Raw genomic sequence first — 22,792 nt, forward strand, 5'->3', positions numbered from 1 at the left:
TGGATCAAATTTCACGGACGGCTATTCCGTCTTAGCAAAGGAGCTGGCTTGCCGCAGCAGAAATCCTTCGTCGCAGCAGAAATTGGCTTGCATGCTCGAGCAGCAGCGGTATTTGTCCGGGCAGTAACCGAGACAGGCCTGCCCGTAACAATACGGAAGCAGGATGGCCTTCCGGTCGACGCCCGCTCGCTCCTTGAAGTCATGACAGAAGACTTTGGCCATGGTTGCGAGGTACTCCTTGAGGTGGCCGTGGAGGCCCTCCAGGACGATCAAACTGTTTCCGAAGCCGACAATGCCCTCGTAGGCCTTTCTGCCGTTCTGGAGGGCACTCAGGCCCGTTGACGCCCCAAACACGAGAACGGGCCCCACCAAAAGGTGGGGCCCGTCGTCGTTATGTTGTTGTGCCGTTAGTGTGCGTGGTCGCCACGGCTGTATTCGAACACCCAGCCGACCAGTGCCACAACGGCAAGGCCACCAGCGATGAAGGTGATCCAGAAGCCCACGGCAAGGCCCAGGAAGCCGCTTGCGCACGCAATGCCAAGAACCAGCGGCCACCAGCTCCACGGGCTGAAGTGCCCCTGCTCGCCCGCGCCCTCGTGGATTTCAGCATCCGGGCGGTCTTCCGGACGCATGCCGATCCGCTTGCCGGTGAAGCCCAAGTAGGCGCCGATCATGCCTACGAGACCGCCAACGAGGAGAATGCCCAGAACGCCGACCCACTCATGCCATTCCGTGAGGAGGCCGTAGGCGATGGCGACGGGGACGAAGAAGAATGCTCCTGCTCCAAAGAGCCACGATTCGATTTTCACTTGCGAACGTCCTTCTGGTCAGCGTTGCCCAGCAGCACTGCTGCGGGGTCCGGGGGACTGGGCGGTGTGGACCTGGGCCAACTCAGGGTGGTGCAAGTCCAGTGCCGGGCGCTCCGAACGGATACGGGGCAGCGACGTGAAGTTGTGGCGCGGCGGCGGGCAGGAAGTCGCCCATTCAAGCGAGGCTCCAAAGCCCCAGGGGTCGTCAACTTCAACCTTCTTGTTGCTGCGCCACGTGATGTAGACATTCCAGAAGAACGGCAGCAGCGAAGCACCCAGTACGAAGGACGAAATAGTGGAGAACTGGTTCATCCAGGTGAAGTTGTCCTGCGGCATATAGTCGGCGTAACGGCGGGGCATGCCTTCAACACCCAACCAGTGCTGGATAAGGAAGGTGCCGTGGAAGCCAAGGAAGAGAAGCCAGAAGTGAATCTTACCCAGGCGCTCGTTCAGCATCTTGCCGGTCCACTTCGGCCACCAGAAGTAGAAGCCGGCGAACATGGCGAACACAACCGTACCGAAGACCACGTAGTGGAAGTGGGCCACCACGAAGTAGGAGTCCGAGACGTGGAAGTCCAGTGGCGGCGACGCAAGGATGATACCCGTGAGGCCACCGAAGAGGAAGGTCACCAGGAAGCCGATACTCCAGAGCATCGGAGTCTCGAAGGTGATGGAGCCCTGCCAGAGGGTACCGATCCAGTTGAAGAACTTCACGCCGGTAGGCACGGCGATCAGCATGGTCATGAAGGCGAAGAACGGAAGGAGCACGGAACCGGTCACGTACATGTGGTGTGCCCAGACAGTGACGGACAGTGCGGCAATTGCGATGGTTGCGTATACAAGACCCTTGTAACCAAAGATCGGCTTCCGGCTGAACACCGGGAAGATCTCGGAGACAATGCCGAAGAACGGCAGGGCGATGATGTACACCTCGGGGTGGCCGAAGAACCAGAAGAGGTGCTGCCAGAGGACGGCGCCGCCGTTTTCGGGGTCGAAGATGTGAGCACCAAATTTGCGGTCGGCACCGAGGGCGAACAGGGCAGCGGCCAGCGGCGGGAACGCCATAAGGACGAGGATGGACGTCACGAGGGCATTCCAGGTGAAGATCGGCATGCGCCACATGGTCATGCCGGGGGCGCGCATGCAGATGATCGTGGTGATGAAGTTCACTGCACCAAGGATGGTGCCGAAGCCGGACAGTGCAAGGCCAAAGACCCATAGGTCACCGCCGACGCCGGGCGTAAAGGTGGTGTTCGACAGTGGCGCATACGCGAACCAGCCGAACGATGCAGCACCCTGCGGCGTGATGAATCCGGACACTGCAATGGTGGAGCCGAAGAGGAAGAACCAGAAGGCCAACGCGTTCAATCGCGGGAAGGCGACGTCGGGAGCGCCAATCTGCAGGGGCATGATGACATTCGTGAAGCCCGCAAACAGCGGCGTCGCGAACATCAGCAGCATCACGGTGCCGTGCATCGTGAACATCTGGTTGTACTGTTCCTTGGTCTGCAGGATCTGCATGCCAGGTTCGAACAGTTCAGCACGGATCAGCAGCGCCATGACGCCACCGAGGCAGAAGAACACGAAGGACGCAATGAGGTACATGTACCCGATGGTCTTGTGGTCCGTGGAGGTGATCCAGTTGACGACTATGCGTCCCTTGGATTTAGGAACTACGGGAGCCTCGAGGGTCCCGGCGGATTGAGTGTAAGTAGCCACGTCGCTCCCCTTACTTGGTTTCGGTCAGGTCCGGGTTGCGGTCGTATTCCGCACCGAGCAGGCCCGTGTTGCCGTCCTGGCGAAGCTTGTCCATGTGGGCCTGGAATTCAGACTCGGAGACAACCTTGACCCGGAAGAGCATTTCGGAGTGGTATTCACCGCAGAGTTCGGCGCACTTGCCATCGAAGGTGCCCTCTTTGGTGGGGGTGAACCTGATGTAGTTGGTCTTGCCGGGGATCATGTCCCGCTTCTGCAGGAAGGCCGGAACCCAGAAAGAGTGGATGACATCGCGGGAGTTCAGCTCCAGGTCAACCGACTTGCCAACGGGCAAGTACAGCGTGGGGAGCAGTTCCTTGTTGACTTCGTTGCCTGTCAGGTGGGCCTGAACGCCGGCCTCGTGGAGGTCTTCGTTGATGACCTCGCCCTTTTTGTAGTTGAAGTCCCAAGCCCACTGTTTGCCGCGGACGTCAACGACGACGTCTGCCGGCTGTGAGCGGTCATCGATCGCGCGCTGGTCCTGGTCGGTGAAGTAGAAGAACACCAGCACCATGAACAGCGGAATAGTCAAATAGAAGACCTCAAGCGGCAGGTTGTAGCTGAGCTGCTTCGGGAATCCCGTGGTGCCCTTACGGCGGCGGTAAGCGATGATGCACCAGACCAGAAGGCCCCACGTGATGATACCGACTGCCAAGGCGGCGATCCATGAGTTGACCCAGAGGTCCATGATCCGGTCAGTGTGGTTGGTCGTGCCGCGCTCAGTTGGCAGCCAACCCTTCTCTACCTCTGGTGAACATCCGGTCAAAACCAACGCGCCGGCTAGTGCCAAGCCAGTGATCGAGGTGATCTTTATGCGTCGGCTGCCGGTTCGGTTCTGCGAACTCACAGACGGCCCTTCCTCTTGTTGCTGTCTCCCGGCAGGCCAAAGGCCACCGGGCACACTAAAAGTTTTACTACCCGATGTAGAGCTTACCGCTATGAAGCGGTTTTCGCGCACATGTCGGCGCCGTGGCTCCGAATGCGTTGGAACGCATACAGAGGGGCGCCGACATGCGGCGATAGCTCACGTCAGTGGAACGAGTCGCCGCAAGCGCAAGACCCGCCGGCGTTCGGGTTATCAATGGTGAAGCCCTGCTTCGAGATGGTGTCCTCGAAGTCAATGCTTGCCCCACTCAGGTAGGGCACGCTCATCTTGTCCACTACCACCTCGACGCCGTCGTAGTCGCGGACGGCATCGCCGTCGAGAAGGCGCTCGTCGAAGTAGAGCTGGTAGATCAAGCCCGAGCAGCCGCCCGGCTGGACTGCAACCCGCAGACGCAGATCGGTGCGCCCTTCCTGTTCGAGGAGGCTACGGACCTTGCCTGCTGCGACATCGGTCAGATTGACCTCGTGCGTGGGAAGCTCCTCGTCGGGGACGAGCTGTGCTCCGGTGCTGTTTTCGTTGGTTGCAGTGCTCATTGGCCTACCTTCTTATGACGCTCCTGGCGGCGGCGCCGGAACGCAGCCTGCCCTTACCCAATTACGTACGGGTTATAGCTCCATGCTACGTCGCGCAGACGCTGAGCTATAACTTCTGACGTAACCACGGACCGCATTCACTTGTTCCCGACCTGCCCCGCCGCCCATAAACGACACCCTGTAACGCCATTGCGCTGCTCAGCCATCAAGGCCTTCGGCGTTAAGCCGCGCGAGCATCAGCGACTCGGCCAGCACAGCATTACGGAAATCGCCGATGTGCAGCGATTCGTTGGCACTGTGGGCGCGGGAATCCGGATCTTCTACGCCTGTCACCAGAATCTGGACGTCGGGATACATCTCGGTCAGGTCGGCAATGAACGGGATGGAACCGCCGATTCCCATTTCCACTGGTTGGACTCCCCAGGCTTCCCCCAAGGCCCAGAGTGCCACCCTGGCAGCTGCCGACGAGGTATCGGTCGAAAAGGCATTGCCCCTCTCCCCTGGCGTGAATGTTACTTCGGCGCCAAATGGTGCGTGGGACTCAACATGGCTCTTCAAAGCCTCCATAGCGGCGTCGGGATCCTGTCCGGGAGCCAGGCGCATGCTGAATTTGGCGCGGGCTGAGGGAATGAGCGTATTGGAGGCAACGGCAACGGCAGGAACATCCATGCCGATGATGGACAACGCCGGCTTGGTCCACAAACGCGAGCCGATCGTCCCGCTCCCGGCGAGTTTGACGCCGTCGAGCACTGAGGCGTCGGCGCGGTATTCGGCCTCCGTCAGGTCAACCGCAACGTTGTCATTTCCAACGAGCCCGGCCACCGCGACATTACCTTCGTGATCGTGGAGGGTCGCGATGAGGCGGGACAGCAGGGTCGGAGCGTCCAGCACCGGGCCACCGTACATTCCCGAATGCACCGCATGCTCCAGCACACGGACTTCGAACGTGCCATCCACGAGCCCACGCAGGCTGGTGGTCAAGGCAGGAATGCCGACCTTCCAATTGCTGGAGTCTGCCACGACGATTACATCGGATCGGAGAAGCTCGCGATGTTCCTCAAGGAATGTCCTGAAGGTGGGCGAGCCCGCTTCTTCCTCGCCTTCAAAGAAGAGCGTCACGCCGAGGCCAAAGTCATCCCCCAGGACCTTTGTCGCAGCCGCGTAAGCAGCCAGATGTGCCATGATGCCGGCTTTATCGTCAGCCGCGCCGCGACCATAGAGCCGGCCCTTCCCGCTCCTCCGCGATGAAAGGCTCGGAAGCCCAAAGCGCCCGATCGCCTGGCGGCTGGACGTCATGGTGCGCGTACAAGAGAATCGTGGGCTTGCCATCGCCGGCCGGACGGCGGGCGACGACGGCGGGACCCCCGGGCGTCCCGTCCGGTTTGTCGCAGCGCAGAATTCGTACGTCATCCATTCCCGTTGCCCTTACCAAGGAGGCGACAGCTTCGGCGCTGCGATCCAGTTCGGCGGGTTCGAAGCTTGGCCACGCGATTCCCGGGATACCGACAAGATCCTTCAGGGAGCCAAGAGTCGCGCTGAATGACTCATCGACTGCTTTGGCCAAAGCGGCCACAACTTCGGAGTGGAGGGCCTCGTTCGACGACGGGCGCTCAGTGCTGTGGCCGGAGTTCCGTCGCTGATTCTGCGGGATCTCCGCATGTTCTGATGTCATGCCCAAACTTTACAGCTGACTTCGGGAGGCAAAGGAAGGCGCGGTGGGCTCCCAGGCTGGAGGGAGACCCCGGACGTTCGTAATCTTCGCCACCTTCCTGCGGGGTATTCTGTATGGGTGTTCGGACGCAAAAAGGAAGAGCCCAGCGCTCAAGCAGTAGTAGACCAGGCCCAAGCCGCCGCCCAGGAGCCGGGTGCCGGAAAGGGCGCCCCTACCCCCAAGCGGAAGGACCAAGAGGCAGCCCGCAAGCGCCCACTGGTGCCCAACGACCGCAAAGCTTCCAAGGAGGCCGAACGCGTCGCGATTCAGGACCAGCGCCAGAAGATGCGGCAGGCGCTGGATACAGGTGACGAAAAGTACCTGCCCCTGAGGGACAAGGGTCCCCAGAAGCGCTTCGTTCGGGATTATGTGGACGCCCGGTTCAGCCTCGGCGAATACCTGATGTTCGGCGCCCTGCTTTTCGTGGTGATCTCGCTTATCGTCCCGGCCAACAGTGCACAGATTACTTATGTCCTGGTTGGATTCTGGATCATGTTCCTTGCCGTCTTCGTGGATGCTTTCATCCTTTCACGCAAGCTCCGCAAGCGCCTGGGCGAGAAGTTCGGCGAAGTCGAGCGCGGTGCAATCTGGTACGGATGCATGCGTGCCCTGCAGTTCCGCAAACTCCGCCTTCCCAAGCCACAGGTCAAGCGAGGCCAGTACCCCGCGTAGCGGCACGCAAAGAGGCCCCGACCCCACTACTTATACGAAGAACCCCGGACCATTGGTCCGGGGTTCTTCGTATGGGCCTTCGTTTCGATTCGTTCCCAGGTGGACGTTTTGACTAGCGGGAGTCCCGCTTCCGGATCTTCACGAGGCCCTTGTTGATGCGTGATGCCCAGAACGGGCCCTCGTAGAGGAACGCGGTGTAGCCCTGCACCAGGGTTGCCCCAGCATTCAAACGGTCCTGGACATCCTGGGCGGACTCCACGCCGCCCACGGCAATCAGTACCAGCTGGTCACCGACGGCGTCCTTGAGTCGTCGCAGGACCTCCAGTGACCGCTGCTTCAGCGGGGCACCTGAAAGCCCGCCGGCTCCCAGCGATCCAACCTTCGCAGCGTCAGTGACGAGGCCGTCCCGGGCGATGGTGGTGTTGGTTGCAATGATGCCGTCCAGCTTGAGGTCAAGCGCAAGCCGGGCGACGTCGTCGATGTCCTCGTTGCTCAGGTCAGGCGCTATCTTGACGAGCAGGGGAACATGGCGGCCAGCAGCTTCATCTGCGGCATCCCCCACGGCCCGGAGCAGCGGCCGAAGAGTTTCCACGTTCTGGAGCAGCCGTAGTCCCGGCGTGTTTGGCGAACTGACATTGACCACGAGGTAGTCGGCCGCAGGAGCGAGGCTCCGGGCGCTGACGAGGTAGTCTTCTGTGGCCTCATCCAGCTCAACAACTTTCGTCTTGCCGATGTTGACACCAATCACGGGCCGTACATCGGCGTGAAGGCGCTGCAGTGCAGCTTTCGCCGACTTGAGTCGCGGAGCCACCGCTGCTGCACCGTCGTTATTGAAGCCCATCCGGTTGATGACGGCGCGGTCGTCAATCAATCGGAACAAACGCGGCTTTTCGTTGCCAGGCTGCGCCTGCCCGGTGATGGTTCCCACCTCAACATGGCCAAATCCCAGATCGGCCAGCGCTTCGATTCCGTGGCCTTCCTTGTCAAAGCCGGCTGCCAAACCGAAGGGAGAGGGGAACGTCAACCCAAGCGCCTCGGTTCGAAGGGATGCATCCGGAGCTGTGATCCTGGCAAGAACCCTGCCTGCGCCGGTGCGGTGGGCCGCCCGGATCGCTTGAAAGCCGATCTTGTGGGCTTTCTCGGCATCCATCCAGGAGAAGGCGAGCTTGAAGAAGGTGGGGTAAACACGCATGGTCCTAGTTTTCCGGTTTACTGACAACACACCAAACCCGTGACCTTGCCTGCGGCTAGCATGTACGCATGCCGCTACAAGATCGTGATGCAGATCATGGGAATCCAATCCTCGCCGACGTCATCGTCGTAGGTGCCGGCTTGTCCGGACTGGTAGCGGCAGCAACCGCCTACGCGGCAGGCAAGCGCGTGGCGATCCTGGACCAGGAGCCGTCGGCATCCCTGGGTGGACAGGCACATTGGTCCTTCGGGGGCCTGTTCATGGTCGACACGCCGGAGCAGCGCCGGCTCGGTGTCAGGGATAGCGCTGAATTGGCGCTCGCGGACTGGGTGGCCTCCGCAGGCTTTGACCGGCCACACGATGCGATGGCGCGGCAGTGGGCCGAAGCCTATGTCCACTTTGCCTCCGGTGAGAAGCGCGCCTGGTTGAAAAGCCTCGAAGTCGGAATCTTCCCTTTGGTGCAATGGGCAGAACGCGGAGGTTATGGCCCCCAAGGACACGGAAACACCGTTCCCCGGTTCCACGTCACGTGGGGAACGGGCCCCGCCCTCGTGGAACCGTTTTTGGCCAAGGTGCAGGAAGGTGTCCAGACGGGGAGGGTATCGCTGCACTTCCGGCACAGGGCTACTGGGCTGTCGACGACGGCCGGCAGGGTGGCAGGTGTCACGGGCCAGATTCTGGAACCCTCGACGGCGGTGCGCGGCCAAGCGTCCTCGCGAACCGCCGTCGGGGGTTTCGAGGCCAGGGCGGGCGCTGTCGTAGTGACTACAGGCGGCATCGGCGGCAATCACGAGACCGTGCGCCGGCAATGGCCGGACAACGCTGCACCGGCTGACATGCTCAGTGGTGTTCCCGCTTCAGTGGATGGTAATTTCCTTCCAGTTGTGGAATCCCTCGGTGCATCGTTGGTGAACGGAGACCGCATGTGGCATTACCCCGAGGGCATCCATAACTACGATCCCGTGTGGCCCAAGCACGGCATCCGCATCCTTCCCGGTCCGTCATCACTGTGGTTGGATGCCGATGGGCAACAGCTGCCGGCGCCTCTGTTTCCAGGCTTCGATTCCCTTGGCGCACTGCGCCACATCGTCGCCACCGGTCACAGTTATTCGTGGTTCGTCCTGAACCGCACCATTGCGCTCAAGGAACTCGCGCTTTCGGGATCCGAGCAGAACCCGGACCTGACCGGGAGGGACGTTTCACTGCTCGTTTCCCGACTGAAGCCAGGCAGCGATACCCCCATACAACGTTTCCTGGACAAAGGCATCGACTTCATTCAGGCATCCTCGCCCCATGATCTGGCCGGGAAAATGAACGCACTCACGGGCAATCAACTGATCAGCGCTGACCACCTGGATGCGCTGGTGCGCGCCCGCGACCTTCAAGTGGCAAGCGGACTGGGCAAGGACCCCCAATTGGCTGCTATCCGCGCGGCCCGCCGTTTTGCCACTGACAAACTGATGCGGGTGGCTCCCCCACACCGCCTGGCCGATCCTGCCCACGGACCGCTCATTGCCATCAGGCTGTCCATCCTCACAAGGAAAAGCCTGGGAGGGCTGAAGACTGACCTCAGGTCCCGGGTCCTGGACCAGGAAGACCGGGTGATCCCGGGCCTTTATGCAGCCGGTGAAGCGGCGGGCTTCGGCGGAGGCGGCATCCATGGGTACAGGGCCCTGGAGGGAACCTTCCTGGGTGGATGTCTTTTCACAGGCAGGGCCGCGGGACGCGACGCAGCGGCGAGTGTCTAAGCTGAAGGCATGGATTGGTCGACCGACATACTGGGAGTGGACTTCCAGTCATGCGCCTTGGACGTGGAAGGGCCTGACGGCGTGGTGCGCCGTGCAACCCTGGTCCGTCACCGGCCGGAGTCGACCACCCAGGAGGGCCAGGCCACGCACGGCGCGTTGCTGTTCCTGCATGGCTGGAGCGACTACTTCTTCAATGTGGAACTTGCCAGGTTTTGGGCAGGGCACGGGTACGAATTCTATGCATTGGACATGCATAACCATGGAAGGAGCCTGACTTCAGGTTCGCCGGGCGGGTACGTGGCCAATCTTGGGGACTACGACGCCGAAATCAGCCGTGCCCTTGAGGTCATCCACAGCGACAGCACAGGACCTCTCAGAAATGGTGTTGCCCTGATGGGCCATTCCACCGGGGGCCTCATCGCAGCACTGTGGACGAGCAAGCACCCAGGCCGGGTGCAGCACCTGATCCTGAACAGCCCTTGGCTTGAAATGCATGGCAGCTCACTTGTCAGGCGCGCCGCCCAAGCAATGGTGGGACCCATTGCCAGGGTCCGGCCCGAGATGGTCCTAAGGCTGCCGGAGCGTGGATTCTACTTCCGCAGCATCAGCAATACCGCCGAAGGCGAATGGCCGCTGGATGAAAAGTACCGGCCACCCCTGGCCTTTCCCGTCAGGGCCGGTTGGCTGAGCGCCGTCCTGGCCGGCCACTCACAGGTTGCACGCGGCCTGGACCTGGACATCCCGGTGCTGGTTCTGACATCGACAGCCAGCGCCAACGGAATGGTGTGGCAGGAGTCCATGCGGCGTTCGGATGCTGTATTGGACGTCGGCATCATCGCACTGCGTGCCATGGCCTTGGGTCGCAGTGTGACTCTGGAAAGAGTGGATGGCGGGCTGCATGATGTCTTCCTGTCCGCACCCAACGTCCGGGCAGATGCCTACGCGAGGCTTTCACGATGGATTCGCGGGTACATGGAGAGTGACTTGCCGCAGGTACGGCAGGAGGGGGACGCATGACCACCACCGAAGAATCGGTACATCTTTGGCAACCGGACATCCTGGGCACCGGATACGAACGTCTGGAACTCCCCCTGTCTCCTGACGAGGAGGGGCCCGGTCAAAGCAACACTCGTCAGGCATGCCCCGCCCGTCACAGCCGCAACCCCTCACGGCATCCTTGATTTCTTCTCCACCTTCACGCAACGCAGGCGTCGTGCGGCGTCCATGGATCCCACGGGGGCACCGCGGGTGGTCCTCTACCTGCACGGCTGGGCTGACTACTTCCTCCAGACCGAACTCGCCGAGTACCTGACGGCGTCCGGCTTTCATTTCTACGCGCTGGACCTTCGGAAATTTGGGCGCAGCCTGCTGCCTGGTCAGACTCCCGGATACACAACCGATCTGGCTGTCTACGACGAAGACATCGAAGCAGCCTTGCTGGAGATCGAACGGGACGTTGTGGCCAGGACCAACAGTCCAGCGTCACCAACCATCCATATGCTTGCGCACTCCCTGGGAGGTCTGATTGCTTCTCTGTGGGCGGACCGCCATCCAGGCAGGATCGGGACACTTGTCCTGAACTCGCCATGGCTGGAGCTCCAAGGCAGCAGCCTGATTCGCAGCATCGCCATGCATGTGGTGGAGCCCTTCGCGCGGACCGACCCCAAGCGCCCGTTCAGGTTCCCTGAAATGCCTGCGTACTGGGAGAGCGTCAGCAACCAGGCCCACGGCGAGTGGCCGCTGGATCCCGTCTGGCGTCCGCGCGGCTCATTCCCCATCCGCGCTGGCTGGACGAAGGCAGTGCTTGCCGGCCACAAAGCGGTAGAGCGCAAACTCAATATCGATGCCCCGGTGCTGGTCCTTTTATCGGGCCGGACCCGGATACAGGCCGAATGGACGTCGGACCTCATGAGGGCCGACGCCGTGATCGACGTCGAGGAGACATCCCGGCGCGCGCTGGGCCTGGGCAGGCGGACAGCTGTGTTCCGCTACCCAGGGGCGCTGCACGACATCTTCTTGTCGCGGAGGACCATCCGCCAACAGGCGTACCGTGATGTGTCGGTCTGGCTTTCGTCCTACCCGTATTAAAGTAGCGGGCCCGCTACTTTCCGGCTGGGGCCGCTCACTTTCCGGCTGGGGCTGCGTCAACTGCCCCGCCGTAGCGGCGGTCCCGCTTGGCGTAAATCTCGACGGCGTCCCAGAGCGTGCGCCTGTCTACGTCCGGCCACAACGTGTCCATAAAGACGAATTCGGCGTATGCGGACTGCCACAGCAGGAAGTTTGACAATCTCTGCTCCCCGGAACTGCGCAGGAAGAGATCTACGTCGGGGAGGTCGGGCTCGTCCAGGTACTTCTGGATGGTCTTTTCCGTCACCGATCCTGGCTTAAGGCGCCCGGCGGCAACGTCCTCAGCTATGGCTGAGACGGCGTCGGCGATTTCCGCCCGGCCACCGTAATTAACACACATGGTCAACGTGCAGGTGTCATTGGCCTTGGTAAATTCCTCGGCCTCTTCAAGCTCACGGATCACCGAGCCCCAGAGCCTGGGGCGTCGACCGGCCCAGCGGATCCGGACTCCCCATTCATCGAGCTGATTGCGTTGGCGACGTAGCACATCCTTGTTAAATCCCATGAGGAAGCGGACTTCCTCCGGGGATCGCCGCCAATTCTCCGTGGAAAACGCGTACACGCTGACGTACTTGATGCCCAGCTCAATGGCGCCGGCCATAACGTCCAGCAGTGCCGGCTCGCCGGCCTTGTGCCCCTCGATTCGCGGCAGTCCCCGCTGGTTGGCCCAACGTCCATTGCCATCCATGACAATCGCTACATGCTGCGGAATAAGTTCACTTGGAATGTTGGGCGGAACGGCACCTGAAGGATGTCCGTAAGGGGCCACTACGGGCGAAGTCCGCGCCGGGGTTGTCTTGCTTTTCTTTCCAAGTGCCACAGTCAGCTTCGCTCCACGTGTTTGAGTGATTTCAAGGCGCGTTCCAAATGCCATTGCAGGTAACTGGCCACCAGTCCGGCTGCTTCGCGTCGATGCCTCGGGTCCGAGGCGTCAGCTACGCCCCAATCCCCGGTCAGGAGGGCTCCGAGCAACACCACGGTTTCCGGCGCCGGAGCCGGTGAGCCAGGCGGGCGGCAATCGCCACACACCATACCCCCGAGTGGCGCAGCAAAGGCCGTGTGCAGTCCGGGCTTGCCGCACCGGGCGCAATCAGTAAAGCTCGGCGCCCATCCGCCCGTGGCCAATGCGCGCAAGAGATAGGAGTCCAGAATAAGTTCGGGGGCATGGTCCGAGCGGCTGAGCGCCGCCAAGGCACCTACCAAGAGGTTGTACTGGGCCGTGCCGGATTCGGCGTCCGCGTCCGTAAGCTTCTCGGCCGTCTCTGTCATGGCAGCAGCTACAGTGAAGCGGCCATAGTCCGCCGCAATGCTGCTTCCATAGGCGCCTTTGGCAACAGCCTGGGTGACGATATCCAGGGTTCGGCCAGAGATGAGCTGCAAGTCGGCCACCATGAACGGCTCCAGCCGGGCGCCGAAACGGCTGGTGGTCCGCCGCACACCTTTTGCGACCGCACGTACCTGCCCGTGATGCTTGGTCAGCAGGGTGATAATCCGATCTGCCTCGCCCAACTTATGGGTGCGGAGCACAACGGCATCGTCCCGGTAGGACCGCGCTGCAAATGAGGAGGGATTGGCCACAACTAATCTTCGCACTAAGCCAGTGGTCTGGAAGGACCACAAGACCGTGTGGTGACGGTATTTCCCGTCACCACACGGTCTTGGCGTTAGGCCTGGGCGTCCCGAACTGCCCGGTTTACAGCCGAGATCAGCGCCTTCAGCGAGGACGTCGTGGTGCTGGGATCAATTCCCACGCCCCAGAGGACGCGTTCGCCCACTGCGCATTCAACATAAGCAGCCGCACTTGCGCTGCCGCCCTCTGACAATGCGTGTTCGCTGTAGTCGAGCACACGGACATCGACGCCGTCGTGGTGCAGGATGTCCAGGAGCGCGGCGATCGGACCATTCCCGTGGCCGGTCCTGCGCACCTCTACGCCATCAATCCGCAGGTTTGCGTTCATGGTCATAGCGCCGGACTCATCCGTTTCAGTGCTTACGCTGCCCAGGGAGTAACGGCCCCACTGGGCTTGTTCCTCATCGGAGGGCAGGTATTCGTCCTGGAAGATCTGCCAGAGCTGCGCCCCGCTGACCTCGCCACCAACAGCATCTGTGCGGCGCTGGATGACGCCGGAGAATTCAATCTGGGCGCGCCGCGGGAGATCGAGATTGTGCTCGTTCTTCAGCAGGTAGGCGACGCCGCCCTTGCCGGACTGAGAGTTGACCCTGATGACAGCTTCATAGCTTCGGCCCAGGTCCTTGGGGTCGATAGGCAGGTACGGAACCTGCCAGGTGAAGTCGTCCACGGGCACCCCTGCCGCAGCCGCATCCTTCTCGAGTGCTTCGAAGCCCTTCTTGATGGCGTCCTGGTGCGAACCGGAAAAGGCTGTGAAGACGAGGTCGCCACCGTACGGCGAACGTTCGGGAACGGGCAACTGGTTGCAGTACTCGACCGTGCGGCGGATCTCGTCGATGTCGGAGAAATTGATCATGGGGTCCACGCCCTGGACAAACATGTTCAGGCCCAGGGTGACGAGGTCAACGTTTCCTGTGCGCTCCCCATTGCCGAACAGGCAGCCCTCAATGCGGTCTGCTCCAGCAAGGTAGCCGAGTTCCGCGGCAGCAACGCCGGTACCGCGATCGTTGTGCGGGTGCAGTGAAATGATGATGCCGTCACGGGGATGCAGATTGCGGTGCATCCACTCAATGGAGTCGGCATAGACGTTGGGGGTTGCCATCTCCACCGTGGCCGGCAGGTTGATAATGACCTGCTTGTCCGCTGACGCTTCAAACACATCTGCGATTGCATTGCAGACCCGGGCTGCATACTCCAGCTCGGTTCCCGTGAACGACTCCGGAGAGTACTCGTAGGTGATGTGGGTATCGGTCAGCGTCTCTTCATACTTTTTGCACAGCCGGGCACCCTGCAGGGCGATATCGAGGATGCCGTCCTCATCCTGGTTGAAGACAACCCGGCGCTGCAGCACAGAAGTGGAGTTGTACAGGTGCACGATCGCCTGCTTGGCACCCACCAAGGACTCATAGGTCCGTTCAATCAGGTGTTCACGCGCCTGGGTGAGGACCTGGATAGTGACATCGTCCGGTATATGGCCGCCTTCGATCAGCTGCCGAACGAAATCAAAGTCGGTCTGGGAAGCGGAGGGGAACCCAACCTCGATCTCCTTGAATCCCATGTTGACCAGCAGCTGGAACATCTTCAGCTTGCGCGCCGGGCTCATGGGATCGATCAGTGCCTGGTTACCATCGCGCAGGTCCACTGCACACCAGCGCGGGGCCTTGGTGATGACTTTGTCCGGCCAGGTACGATCCGGAACTTCGACAGTGATCTGGTCCTGGAACGGCAGGTAACGGTGAATCGGCATACCGGAGGGCTTTTGTGCATTACGCATGTCGTGTGGCCTTTTCTCTAAGATCTAAATGAAAGCTTAGCCGGGCACAACGAAACTCCGCGGCGAGGGTGGCCCAGCTTTTCAGATAGCTTTCAGGCCTCGCCGCGGCAGCTAAGAAGAAGCATTCCCGCACGCACAAGTTCACAGTAACACGATGCGTATGATGACATTGCAACACCTCATGCAACGTCCACTATGCAGACGCAGCGACGGTGGCAACGCCGGCTGCAGCGTCCATTCAAGGAGCCACAGTGCCACAGTCGGGGATCACTCTTTCCAACATCGATCACAGCGTCCGGCCGCAGGACGACCTCTACCAGCACGTCAACGGTGCGTGGCTGAACAGCACGACGATCCCTGACGACCGCCCGCTGGAAGGCACCTTCACGGCTTTGCGTGACGAGGCAGAACTGGCCGTCAAGGCGATCATCGAGGAAGCCGCCAACAAGGGAGCATCGGCCTCCGGCATCGAACAGAAGGTCGGCGGACTTTACGCGAGCTTCATGGATGAGGCCGCGGCAGAGGCGAAGGGACTCGAGCCCTTGCGGGAGCGACTGGAGGAAGTCCGGTCAGTGGGTTCCGCAGAGGAATTTGCGGCGTTGCTGGGCCGGCTGTTCCGGTGCGACGTTTCCGGCTTGTTTTCCATCTACCCGGCACCTGACGCCGGAAACCCGGAGCGGATTCTTCTGTACATCGGACAAGGCGGCCTCGGCCTCCCGGACGAGTCCTACTACCGCGATGAAAAGTTTGCCCCGATTGTGGCAGCCTACGGTGAATACGTCGCCAAGTTGCTCGGCCTCGCCGGCGTTGCTGACGCAGAGGGCGCTGCTGGTCGCATCGTTGCCTTGGAAAAGGCCCTCGCATCCCACCACTGGGACAACGTCACGCTTCGGGATCCCCAAAAGACATACAACCTGAAAACGGCCGAAGAAGCAGCGAAGCTGTTCCCGCTATTGAATACCTGGTTTGAGGCCGGCCGCGTCGATGCCGGCAAACGCGGCGAAATAGTAGTCAGCACGCCGGACTTCTTTGCCGGCGCGGCCGCGCTTCTCGAATCGGAACCCCTTGCCGTCTGGAAGGAATGGCTGACCCTAAGGGTGCTCAACTCAGCGGCGCCCTACCTCTCCTCGGAGTTCGTGGACACGAACTTCGACTTCTACGGGACCACCCTCAGTGGCACCCCACAGAACAAGGAGCGCTGGAAGCGCGGCGTAGCCGTCGTCGAAGCAGCACTTGGTGAGGCGGTGGGCCAAATCTACGTGGAGCGGCATTTCCCCGGCGGACACAAGGCCAGGATGCAAACCCTCGTCGCCAATCTGATCGAGGCCTACCGGGACAGCATTTCTTCCCTTGAGTGGATGGGTGAGGACACAAAGGCCGAAGCCCTGAAGAAACTGGACGCGTTCCGCCCCAAGATTGGTTTCCCCGAAAAATGGATCGATTACTCCGCCGTTGAGATCGACGCCAACGACCTCTTGGGCAACGTTGAGCGGGCCCACGACGCCGACGTCGATCGACACCTGGACGAGATCGGCAAGCCGGTGGATCTGGACAAGTGGCTCATGACCCCTCAGACCGTGAACGCCTACTATCACCCGATGCTGAACGAAATCGTGTTCCCCGCCGCCATCCTGCAGCCGCCGTTCTTCACGGCAGAAGCAGACGACGCCGTGAACTACGGCGGGATTGGCGCGGTGATCGGACATGAGATCGGCCATGGATTCGATGACCAGGGATCCCAATTCGACGGAAGCGGAGCCCTCCGCAATTGGTGGACCGAAGAGGACAGGACGGCCTTCGAAGCCCGCACGGCAAAGTTGGTTGCCCAATTCGATGCGCTATCCCCCTATGCAGCACCTGAGCACAAGGTCAACGGCAAACTGACGCTGGGTGAGAACATCGGTGACCTGGGCGGCCTCACCATTGCTTACAAGGCCTACCTGATCAGCCTCGATGGTGCCGAGCCTGAGGTCCTGGATGGTTTCACAGGTCAGCAGAGGTTCTTCATGTCCTGGGCTGCCGGCTGGCGCCAGGTGATCCGTAGCGAGGAAGCGATCCGCAGGCTTGCTACCGATCCACACTCCCCCAACGAGTTCCGCACCAATGCCATTGCCCGGAACCTCGATGCCTTCCACGAAACTTTCCAGGTCAATGACCAAGACCGGATGTGGATGGCACCTGAGGACAGAGTCAGCATCTGGTAAAGCCACTACGACGAATGGCCGGCCCCCTGGATGACCCGGGGTCCGGCCATTAGTCTTTGGCCCTGTTCTATGCTGCGGAGTTACCCTGCCGCCCAGTGCCCTGCGCCGGATTGCCCTGCTGTGACGGCTATTGCGTGATGTAGAGCGGGTTCACCTGTTGGCAGACTGCTTCTTTGGCCGTCTGGTTGACAACATCGGGCGGGACCGAGGCCGCTCCATAGGCGGTCCCCGTTGCAAAGTCGGTGCCCACGTAGAGCTGCACGCCCGAGACTCCCCGGGCTTGCTGAACCTGTGCCGCAGGGATGCCGAACAGCGTGGCAACGTCCGTAGCAACGTCAGCGAAGTCCGGACCGTAGTAGACCACAGTCTTCTCCACTGGGTTTGCCAAATATGACACCGACTGTGTAAATCCATTGCCGGTCAACGTTGCCAGGATTTCCTGTGCTCTGGTCCCAACTCCGCTGCCGTTGGCGACTGCCACGGGCTGGATGGCTTTGTTGTACGCCGGGACTGTCGGGGCAGCAGTGGTTGGAGCCGCCGAAGGAGTTCCTTCCGCAGGCGCTGTTGGAGCCGGACTGGACGTCGCCCCGGGATTCGTCAGGTCCAGATCTGCGCGAAGGGCCGCGAAAAGCTGTGATGCCTGGGGCTCCACGAGCTCCAACCGGTTGGGGTCCAACGTGGCAGGCTGCGTGGGTACCGCGACAAATGCGACCTTGGAGACATCTATGTCCTTCAGCCTCCCACCGATCGTCAACAGCGACGGCACAGATGCCAACCCGTCATCAACGGTGAGGTTTTGCGTGACGACGTCAGCGATCTGCAGGAGCCTTTGCGGGTTGCCCAGCGTGCCGTCCGCCTTGAGCTTACGTGTCAGCGATGAAAGAAATGCCTGCTGGCCCTTGATTCGGCCCAGGTCGCCACCATCTCCAAAGGCATGCCGGGTTCGCAGGAACGCCAGCGCCTGCTCGCCTTCGACCTGGGAATTGCCCTTCGCCAAACGAAGACCTGAGTCCGGATCAAAGACGGGATCACTGACACAAACATCCACTCCGCCGACGGCTTTGGAGAGTTCCTTCACCGCGTTGAAGTCGGCCATCATGAAGTGGTCAATTTCCAGGCCGGTGAGCTTATTGATGGTGTCCACCGCGCAGCCGATCCCGGCTTCTGCCATGGCTTCGTTGATCATCACACCGCTCCGCGCGGGGAACGTCTGGTTGTTGGTGTGGTCCGTGCACTGGGGCACGTCAACCAGGAGGTCACGTGGGAAACTCATGACGCTGACCCGTTTATTGTCCGCGGAAATGTCCAGCAGCATCATGACATCCGAGTGGCCGTAGCCTGTGGAATCGTCTGCGTTGCCGTACTGGGAGTTTTTCCCATCGCGGGTATCCGAGCCGAGGATAAGAATCTGCAGGCGGTCCGATTTGTCATTGACCACGGCATCACTGCTATCGCGTGATTCGGCCGCCGATAGCGGGGCCTTGGTGATGTTGGTCTGTAGTCGGATAAACCAGAAGGCTGCAAAAGCAACGCCGGCAACGAGTGCCACCGACACGAGGCCGGTCACAATCTTCAGCCACAAAGGCAGCCCCTTGGGCGCGTTCATGTGGCGCGGAGTTCCCTCGGGGTCCTCCCCATGGCGCGCCGCATCGGGAGCAGCGGTGCCGGGGCCCAGCGGGCGGGCGTCACGACGTCGCACTATTCGGTTACCTTTCCTCAAACACGTGGATCCCCGCAATCATAGTGGCCGATTCTGGGAAGTTCCTTATCGAGCCCCAGCCACGCCGTTGCCGTGACGCCGGATCAGAAGCCGAGTTTTACCAATTGTTTGGGATCCCGCTGCCAGTCTTTGGCAACCTTGACATGCAAATCGAGGTAGATCCTGGTTCCCAGGAGCGTCTCGATTCCCTTGCGCGCGTTGGTTCCGACTTCCCGCAGCCTGCTGCCACCCTTACCGATGATGATGGCTTTTTGGGAGGGCCGCTCCACGTAAAGGTTCACCCGGACGTCCAGCAAGGGGTTGTCCTCCGTGCGTCCTTCACGGGGCACGATTTCCTCAACGACAACGGCAAGGGAGTGGGGAAGTTCATCCCGGACACCTTCGAGGGCGGCTTCCCGGATAAGTTCAGCGATCATGACGGCCTCGGGCTCGTCGGTCAGTTCACCATCCGGGTAAAGAGGGGGCGATGACGGCATGTGCCCGATAAGGACGTCGGCAACAGTGGATACCTGAAAACCGTCGGCGGCAGAAACGGGAACGATATCCGCCCAGCCCTGGTCTCCGAGGACTTCACGGCCCAAGGCAGCAACTGCGAGCAGCTGCTCCGTCAGGGCCTGACGGTCCACGAGGTCAGTCTTTGTCACAATGGCAACGATCGGCTTGCGGCCCACGGCAGCCAGCTGGGCGGCGATGTACTTATCGCCAGGACCGATTTTCTCATTTGCCGGCAAGCAGAACCCGATCGCGTCCACCTCGGACAACGTGTCAGCCACGAGGTCGTTGAGCCGCTTTCCCAGAAGCGTGCGGGGCCGGTGGAGGCCCGGGGTATCAACCAGGATCAGTTGTGCATCCTCGCGGTGGACGATGCCACGAATCGTGTGGCGCGTGGTCTGCGGTTTGGCCGATGTAATGGCCACCTTCTGCCCAACCAAGGCATTTGTCAGCGTGGACTTTCCCGCGTTGGGGCGGCCAACAAGGACCGAGAATCCGGCGTGGAAGCCACCGAAATCGTCATCGGCGTCGAATTTCTTATTTTGCTTGCTCACGTGGAACTCCCTGTTGCGTTGTGTCTGCCTCATCGAGAAGGTCTTCAAAGTCAGTGTCTTCCTTTGGCATGGCTGCCGCAATGATGTGGCTGACCCGGTTTCGGCGACCCTCAAGCCTATCTGCCTTTAGCGACACACCGTTCACTTCAACGGAGCTCCCGACGATCGGAACCTGGCCGAGGGCCTTGGCAAGGAGGCCGCCAACGGTGTCCACTTCGTCGTCGTCGAGGTCGATATCGAACAGCTCCCCGAGGTCATCAATGCTCATGCGGGCACTGACACGGTAGGTGCCATCGCCGAGATCCACCGCTTCTTCCGCCGCAGAATCGTACTCGTCAACGATCTCTCCTACGATTTCCTCGATGAGATCCTCCAAAGTCACCAGCCCCGCGGTGCCGCCGTACTCATCGATAACGATGGCAACGTGCGTGGATTCCTTCTGCAGTTCCTTCAAGAGGTCGCTCACGGGCTTGGATTCCGGGACGTACCGAACATCCCGGGCGAGGGAATCGACGTCGTGCGGTTGCAGTCCGGGTTCGCCGCGATGCATCGCCGCAGCAACGTCCTTGAGGTAGAGAATGCCGCGGATCTGGTCCGTGTTCTCGCCAATGACCGGTATCCGGGAGTAGCCGGAGCGGAGGAAAAGGGCCATGGCCGCTTCAAGGTCCGAACCGGTCCCAATGCTGACGATGTCCGTGCGCGGAACCATGACCGAGCGGACCAAGGTGTCGCCGAAGTCAAAGACCGAATGAATGAGCTCCGCCTCGTTGTCTTCGATCATGTCCGATTCTGCCGCGCGGTCCACGAACTCGCGGAATTCTTCCTCGCTGACAAACGCGTCATCACCGCCGGGGGCGCCGGGCGCGACCGCGCTCCCCAACGCGACAAGCCAGCCGGGAATCGGTCCGAGGATCCAGCAGAGGAACCTGATCAACGGTGCGGTAAACCGGACGATGGGGCCGGAATGCGCGCGTCCCAACTGCCGGGGCGAGACGCCCACCAGAACGAACCCGATGACGGCCATGATGCCAGTCGCCGCCAGGCCGGCAAGCCACACGTTGTCCAGCAAACTGTGCATAACGACAGCGACGGCGACCGCTGCTGCCATCTCGAACCACACCCGCCAGAACCGCAGGGCACGCATATGGGCGACGGGGTTCTTCAGGATGCTTGCCAAGGCCTTGCCCTTGCTGCGGACTACCGATTGTTCAGCTTCGTGCCGGGGCAGGAAATTGAACGCAGCCTCAGCTGCCGTCAGCAAGGCGACGAAACTGAGGAAAACCAGCGCCATGCCGACAAGGATGAGCGAGGTCACTGCATGGTCTCCATGGGGGCATCCTTGCCCAGGAACTCAGACAGCAACTCACGCTGCAGACCGAACATTTCTTCCTTTTCCTCCGGTTCGGCATGGTCGAAACCAAGGAGGTGGAGGATGCCATGCGTGGCGAGCAACAGCATTTCGTCCTGGGTGGTGTGTCCGGCGTTCCGCGCCTGCACCTCGGCCACCTGGGGACATATGGCAATGTCTCCAAGCATTCCCTGCGGCGTGGGCTTGTCGGGCGTGCCCGGCGTCAACTCATCCATGGGCACCGAGAGCACATCGGTGGCTCCTGGTTCGTCCATAAGCTCGATGTGCAGCTTCTCCATGGCGGGTTCATCCACCAGGAGGATGGACAGCTCAGCCTGCGGATGGATGTAGAGGCGCTCGAAGATGAACCGGGACAATGTCACCAGTTGGGCTTCGTCCACCTCCACGCCGGATTCGTTGTTGATTTCAATGCTCATTTTCGTTCTCCACGTTTGTGATGTGTGCCGGCAGCCCCATCCGTACGGTGCGCGTCATCCCACCTGCTGTAGGCGGAGACGATGTCTGCAACCAAACGGTGCCGGACGACGTCCGCGGCCTCCAGGATGGAGAAATTGACGTCATCGATCCCGGTGAGGATTTCGCGTACGATCCGTAGTCCGGACGTGGAGCCAAAAGGCAGGTCGATCTGCGTTACGTCGCCTGTAACAACCATCTTGGAACCGAATCCGAGACGGGTCAGGAACATTTTCATTTGTTCAGGCGTGGTGTTCTGGGCCTCGTCCAGGATGATGAAGGCGTCGTTGAGCGTCCGTCCACGCATGTAGGCCAACGGTGCGACTTCGATGGTGCCGGCAGCCATCAGCCGGGGAATGGATTCGGGATCCATCATGTCGTGCAGGGCGTCGTAAAGCGGCCGCAGGTAGGGGTCGATCTTGTCGCTCAGCGTTCCCGGCAGGAAACCCAGCCGCTCCCCCGCCTCTACAGCGGGCCGCGTCAGGATGATCCGGCTTACTTCCTTGAGTTGCAGGGCCTGCACGGCCTTGGCCATGGCGAGGTAGGTCTTGCCAGTACCTGCCGGGCCAATACCGAAGATCACTGTGTTCGCATCGATGGCATCCACATAGTTCTTCTGGTTCAGGGTCTTGGGCCGGATGGTTTTGCCACGGCTCGAGAGAATGTTGTGGGTAAGGACATCCACGGGATTCTGGACTGACTGTGTCCTCAGGAGGGAAACGAGCTGCTGGAGGACATCAGGGGTAACGACGGTTCCCCTGGCAACCAGTCCGCGGACCTCCTCAAGGAGGCGCATGATGCGCGGAATGACCGTGGATGGACCGGACATGGACAATTCATTGCCGCGAACGTGGAAATTGACGTCCGGGAACTGCTCCTCGATGTAGCGCAAGGCTTCGTCATGGCTGCCCAATGAGTGAACCATCTGATCGGAGTTGTCGAACGTGACGATTTCCGTGCGCGTGCCCGGTAAGGTGTGCGGGAACTCGGTGGTGGCTGGGTTCCCGTTTCCGGTCCGCAACCGCCCATTCAGGGATTCACTCATAGTGGTGGCCGTGCGGCCTCTTCTCCTCCGGTCGGAATACAGTTGGTCCATCGTTTCGACAACGGGACTGGCTGAACCGCCAGGCCATATGCCGGAATGCCTTCAATCCTACGCCAGC

17 protein-coding genes and 3 pseudogenes are annotated in these 22,792 nt (G+C 61.1%); 6 read left to right on the top strand and 14 right to left on the bottom strand.

The genetic code is table 11. The annotated features are described in order from the left end of the window. The first annotated feature begins 48 nt into the window (after window positions 1-48). Complete coding sequence (locus LDP01_RS04245; RefSeq protein ID WP_224090448.1) at window positions 49-342, top strand: HPr family phosphocarrier protein; 294 nt, start codon at window positions 49-51, stop codon at window positions 340-342. Between the two features lie 65 nt (window positions 343-407). On the opposite strand, the gene ctaF is transcribed toward LDP01_RS04245, so the two are convergent. The 5 genes and pseudogenes from ctaF to LDP01_RS04270 form a co-directional block, all read right to left on the bottom strand. After that, entirely contained in the window at window positions 408-809 is a 402-nt protein-coding gene (gene ctaF / locus LDP01_RS04250) for a cytochrome c oxidase subunit 4 (protein ID WP_224090450.1), read from the bottom strand. Then, window positions 806-2,528, bottom strand: a pseudogene (gene ctaD / locus LDP01_RS04255) (aa3-type cytochrome oxidase subunit I). Before ctaD ends, ctaF begins: the two are co-directional and overlap by 4 nt. A 10-nt stretch (window positions 2,529-2,538) precedes the next feature. Further along, the gene (gene ctaC, locus LDP01_RS04260) at window positions 2,539-3,411 is read right to left on the bottom strand and encodes an aa3-type cytochrome oxidase subunit II (protein ID WP_224090452.1); all 873 of its coding nucleotides are present in this window, start codon (window positions 3,409-3,411) and stop codon (window positions 2,539-2,541) included. Between the two features lie 182 nt (window positions 3,412-3,593). Further along, window positions 3,594-3,983 (bottom strand): HesB/IscA family protein, encoded by a 390-nt coding sequence (locus LDP01_RS04265; RefSeq protein WP_216925609.1) that lies wholly within the window; start codon window positions 3,981-3,983, stop codon window positions 3,594-3,596. Between the two features lie 198 nt (window positions 3,984-4,181). Beyond that, window positions 4,182-5,655: pseudogene (locus LDP01_RS04270) on the bottom strand (M20/M25/M40 family metallo-hydrolase). Between the two features lie 117 nt (window positions 5,656-5,772). Here LDP01_RS04270 and LDP01_RS04275 point away from each other — a divergent pair. Next, complete coding sequence (locus tag LDP01_RS04275) at window positions 5,773-6,366, top strand: DUF3043 domain-containing protein (RefSeq protein WP_224090454.1); 594 nt, start codon at window positions 5,773-5,775, stop codon at window positions 6,364-6,366. 112 nt (window positions 6,367-6,478) lie between these two features. Here LDP01_RS04275 and LDP01_RS04280 read toward each other — a convergent pair whose 3' ends face one another. After that, on the bottom strand, window positions 6,479-7,558 hold the full coding sequence (locus tag LDP01_RS04280; protein ID WP_224090455.1) for a quinone-dependent dihydroorotate dehydrogenase: 1,080 nt from the start codon (window positions 7,556-7,558) through the stop codon (window positions 6,479-6,481). Window positions 7,559-7,626: 68 nt separating this feature from the next. Here LDP01_RS04280 and LDP01_RS04285 point away from each other — a divergent pair, with 68 nt between their 5' ends. The 3 genes and pseudogenes from LDP01_RS04285 to LDP01_RS04295 all read left to right on the top strand — a co-directional run bounded on the left by LDP01_RS04285 (window position 7,627) and on the right by LDP01_RS04295 (window position 11,394). Further along, window positions 7,627-9,306, top strand: a complete 1,680-nt coding sequence (locus LDP01_RS04285; RefSeq protein WP_224090457.1) for an FAD-binding dehydrogenase — start codon at window positions 7,627-7,629, stop codon at window positions 9,304-9,306. Window positions 9,307-9,315: 9 nt separating this feature from the next. Next, window positions 9,316-10,323 carry an alpha/beta hydrolase gene (locus LDP01_RS04290; protein WP_224090458.1) on the top strand — a complete coding sequence of 336 codons (1,008 nt, stop codon included), beginning with the start codon at window positions 9,316-9,318 and terminating at the stop codon, window positions 10,321-10,323. After that, window positions 10,320-11,394, top strand: a pseudogene (locus tag LDP01_RS04295) (alpha/beta hydrolase). The gene LDP01_RS04290 and the pseudogene LDP01_RS04295 overlap by 4 nt, the downstream one beginning before the upstream one ends. A 34-nt stretch (window positions 11,395-11,428) precedes the next feature. Here LDP01_RS04295 and LDP01_RS04300 read toward each other — a convergent pair. The 3 genes from LDP01_RS04300 to leuA all read right to left on the bottom strand — a co-directional run bounded on the left by LDP01_RS04300 (window position 11,429) and on the right by leuA (window position 14,837). Next, window positions 11,429-12,253: an isoprenyl transferase gene (locus LDP01_RS04300; protein ID WP_224090459.1), complete on the bottom strand. Its 825-nt coding sequence runs from the start codon at window positions 12,251-12,253 to the stop codon at window positions 11,429-11,431. 2 nt (window positions 12,254-12,255) lie between these two features. Beyond that, complete coding sequence (gene recO, locus LDP01_RS04305) at window positions 12,256-13,011, bottom strand: DNA repair protein RecO (RefSeq protein ID WP_224090460.1); 756 nt, start codon at window positions 13,009-13,011, stop codon at window positions 12,256-12,258. A gap of 86 nt (window positions 13,012-13,097) precedes the next feature. After that, window positions 13,098-14,837, bottom strand: coding sequence for a 2-isopropylmalate synthase (leuA, locus tag LDP01_RS04310; protein ID WP_223932971.1), 1,740 nt, complete (start codon window positions 14,835-14,837; stop codon window positions 13,098-13,100). Window positions 14,838-15,088: 251 nt separating this feature from the next. Between leuA and LDP01_RS04315 the strand changes: the two genes are divergently transcribed. After that, a complete protein-coding gene (locus LDP01_RS04315) occupies window positions 15,089-17,041 on the top strand; it encodes a M13 family metallopeptidase (RefSeq protein ID WP_224090462.1) in 1,953 nt (650 codons plus the stop codon). 127 nt (window positions 17,042-17,168) lie between these two features. On the opposite strand, the gene LDP01_RS04320 is transcribed toward LDP01_RS04315, so the two are convergent. From LDP01_RS04320 to LDP01_RS04340, 5 genes are all read right to left on the bottom strand, one after another. Continuing rightward, window positions 17,169-18,740, bottom strand: a complete 1,572-nt coding sequence (locus LDP01_RS04320; protein WP_224090467.1) for an LCP family protein — start codon at window positions 18,738-18,740, stop codon at window positions 17,169-17,171. Window positions 18,741-18,844: 104 nt separating this feature from the next. Further along, entirely contained in the window at window positions 18,845-19,840 is a 996-nt protein-coding gene (era, locus tag LDP01_RS04325) for a GTPase Era (RefSeq protein WP_497944979.1), read from the bottom strand. Then, complete coding sequence (locus tag LDP01_RS04330) at window positions 19,791-21,122, bottom strand: hemolysin family protein (protein ID WP_224090471.1); 1,332 nt, start codon at window positions 21,120-21,122, stop codon at window positions 19,791-19,793. The genes era and LDP01_RS04330 overlap by 50 nt, the downstream gene beginning before the upstream one ends. Continuing rightward, window positions 21,119-21,592 (bottom strand): rRNA maturation RNase YbeY, encoded by a 474-nt coding sequence (ybeY, locus tag LDP01_RS04335; protein ID WP_224090475.1) that lies wholly within the window; start codon window positions 21,590-21,592, stop codon window positions 21,119-21,121. The genes LDP01_RS04330 and ybeY overlap by 4 nt, the downstream gene beginning before the upstream one ends. Beyond that, window positions 21,589-22,674: a PhoH family protein gene (locus tag LDP01_RS04340; protein ID WP_224090480.1), complete on the bottom strand. Its 1,086-nt coding sequence runs from the start codon at window positions 22,672-22,674 to the stop codon at window positions 21,589-21,591. Before LDP01_RS04340 ends, ybeY begins: the two co-directional genes overlap by 4 nt. Window positions 22,675-22,792: the final 118 nt, after the last annotated feature.

Origin of the sequence: Arthrobacter sp. StoSoilB13, from assembly GCF_019977255.1 — a bacterium.
In the GTDB taxonomy this organism is placed as follows: domain Bacteria; phylum Actinomycetota; class Actinomycetes; order Actinomycetales; family Micrococcaceae; genus Arthrobacter.

Coding starts and splice junctions, on each gene's coding strand:
- era (WP_497944979.1), bottom strand. CDS start 19,840: ATGAGGCAGACACAACGCAACAGGGAGTTCCACGTGAGCAAGCAAAAT.
- LDP01_RS04285 (WP_224090457.1), top strand. CDS start 7,627: ATGCCGCTACAAGATCGTGATGCAGATCATGGGAATCCAATCCTCGCC.
- ybeY (WP_224090475.1), bottom strand. CDS start 21,592: ATGAGCATTGAAATCAACAACGAATCCGGCGTGGAGGTGGACGAAGCC.
- LDP01_RS04280 (WP_224090455.1), bottom strand. CDS start 7,558: ATGCGTGTTTACCCCACCTTCTTCAAGCTCGCCTTCTCCTGGATGGAT.
- LDP01_RS04340 (WP_224090480.1), bottom strand. CDS start 22,674: ATGAGTGAATCCCTGAATGGGCGGTTGCGGACCGGAAACGGGAACCCA.
- leuA (WP_223932971.1), bottom strand. CDS start 14,837: ATGCGTAATGCACAAAAGCCCTCCGGTATGCCGATTCACCGTTACCTG.
- LDP01_RS04265 (WP_216925609.1), bottom strand. CDS start 3,983: ATGAGCACTGCAACCAACGAAAACAGCACCGGAGCACAGCTCGTCCCC.
- LDP01_RS04290 (WP_224090458.1), top strand. CDS start 9,316: ATGGATTGGTCGACCGACATACTGGGAGTGGACTTCCAGTCATGCGCC.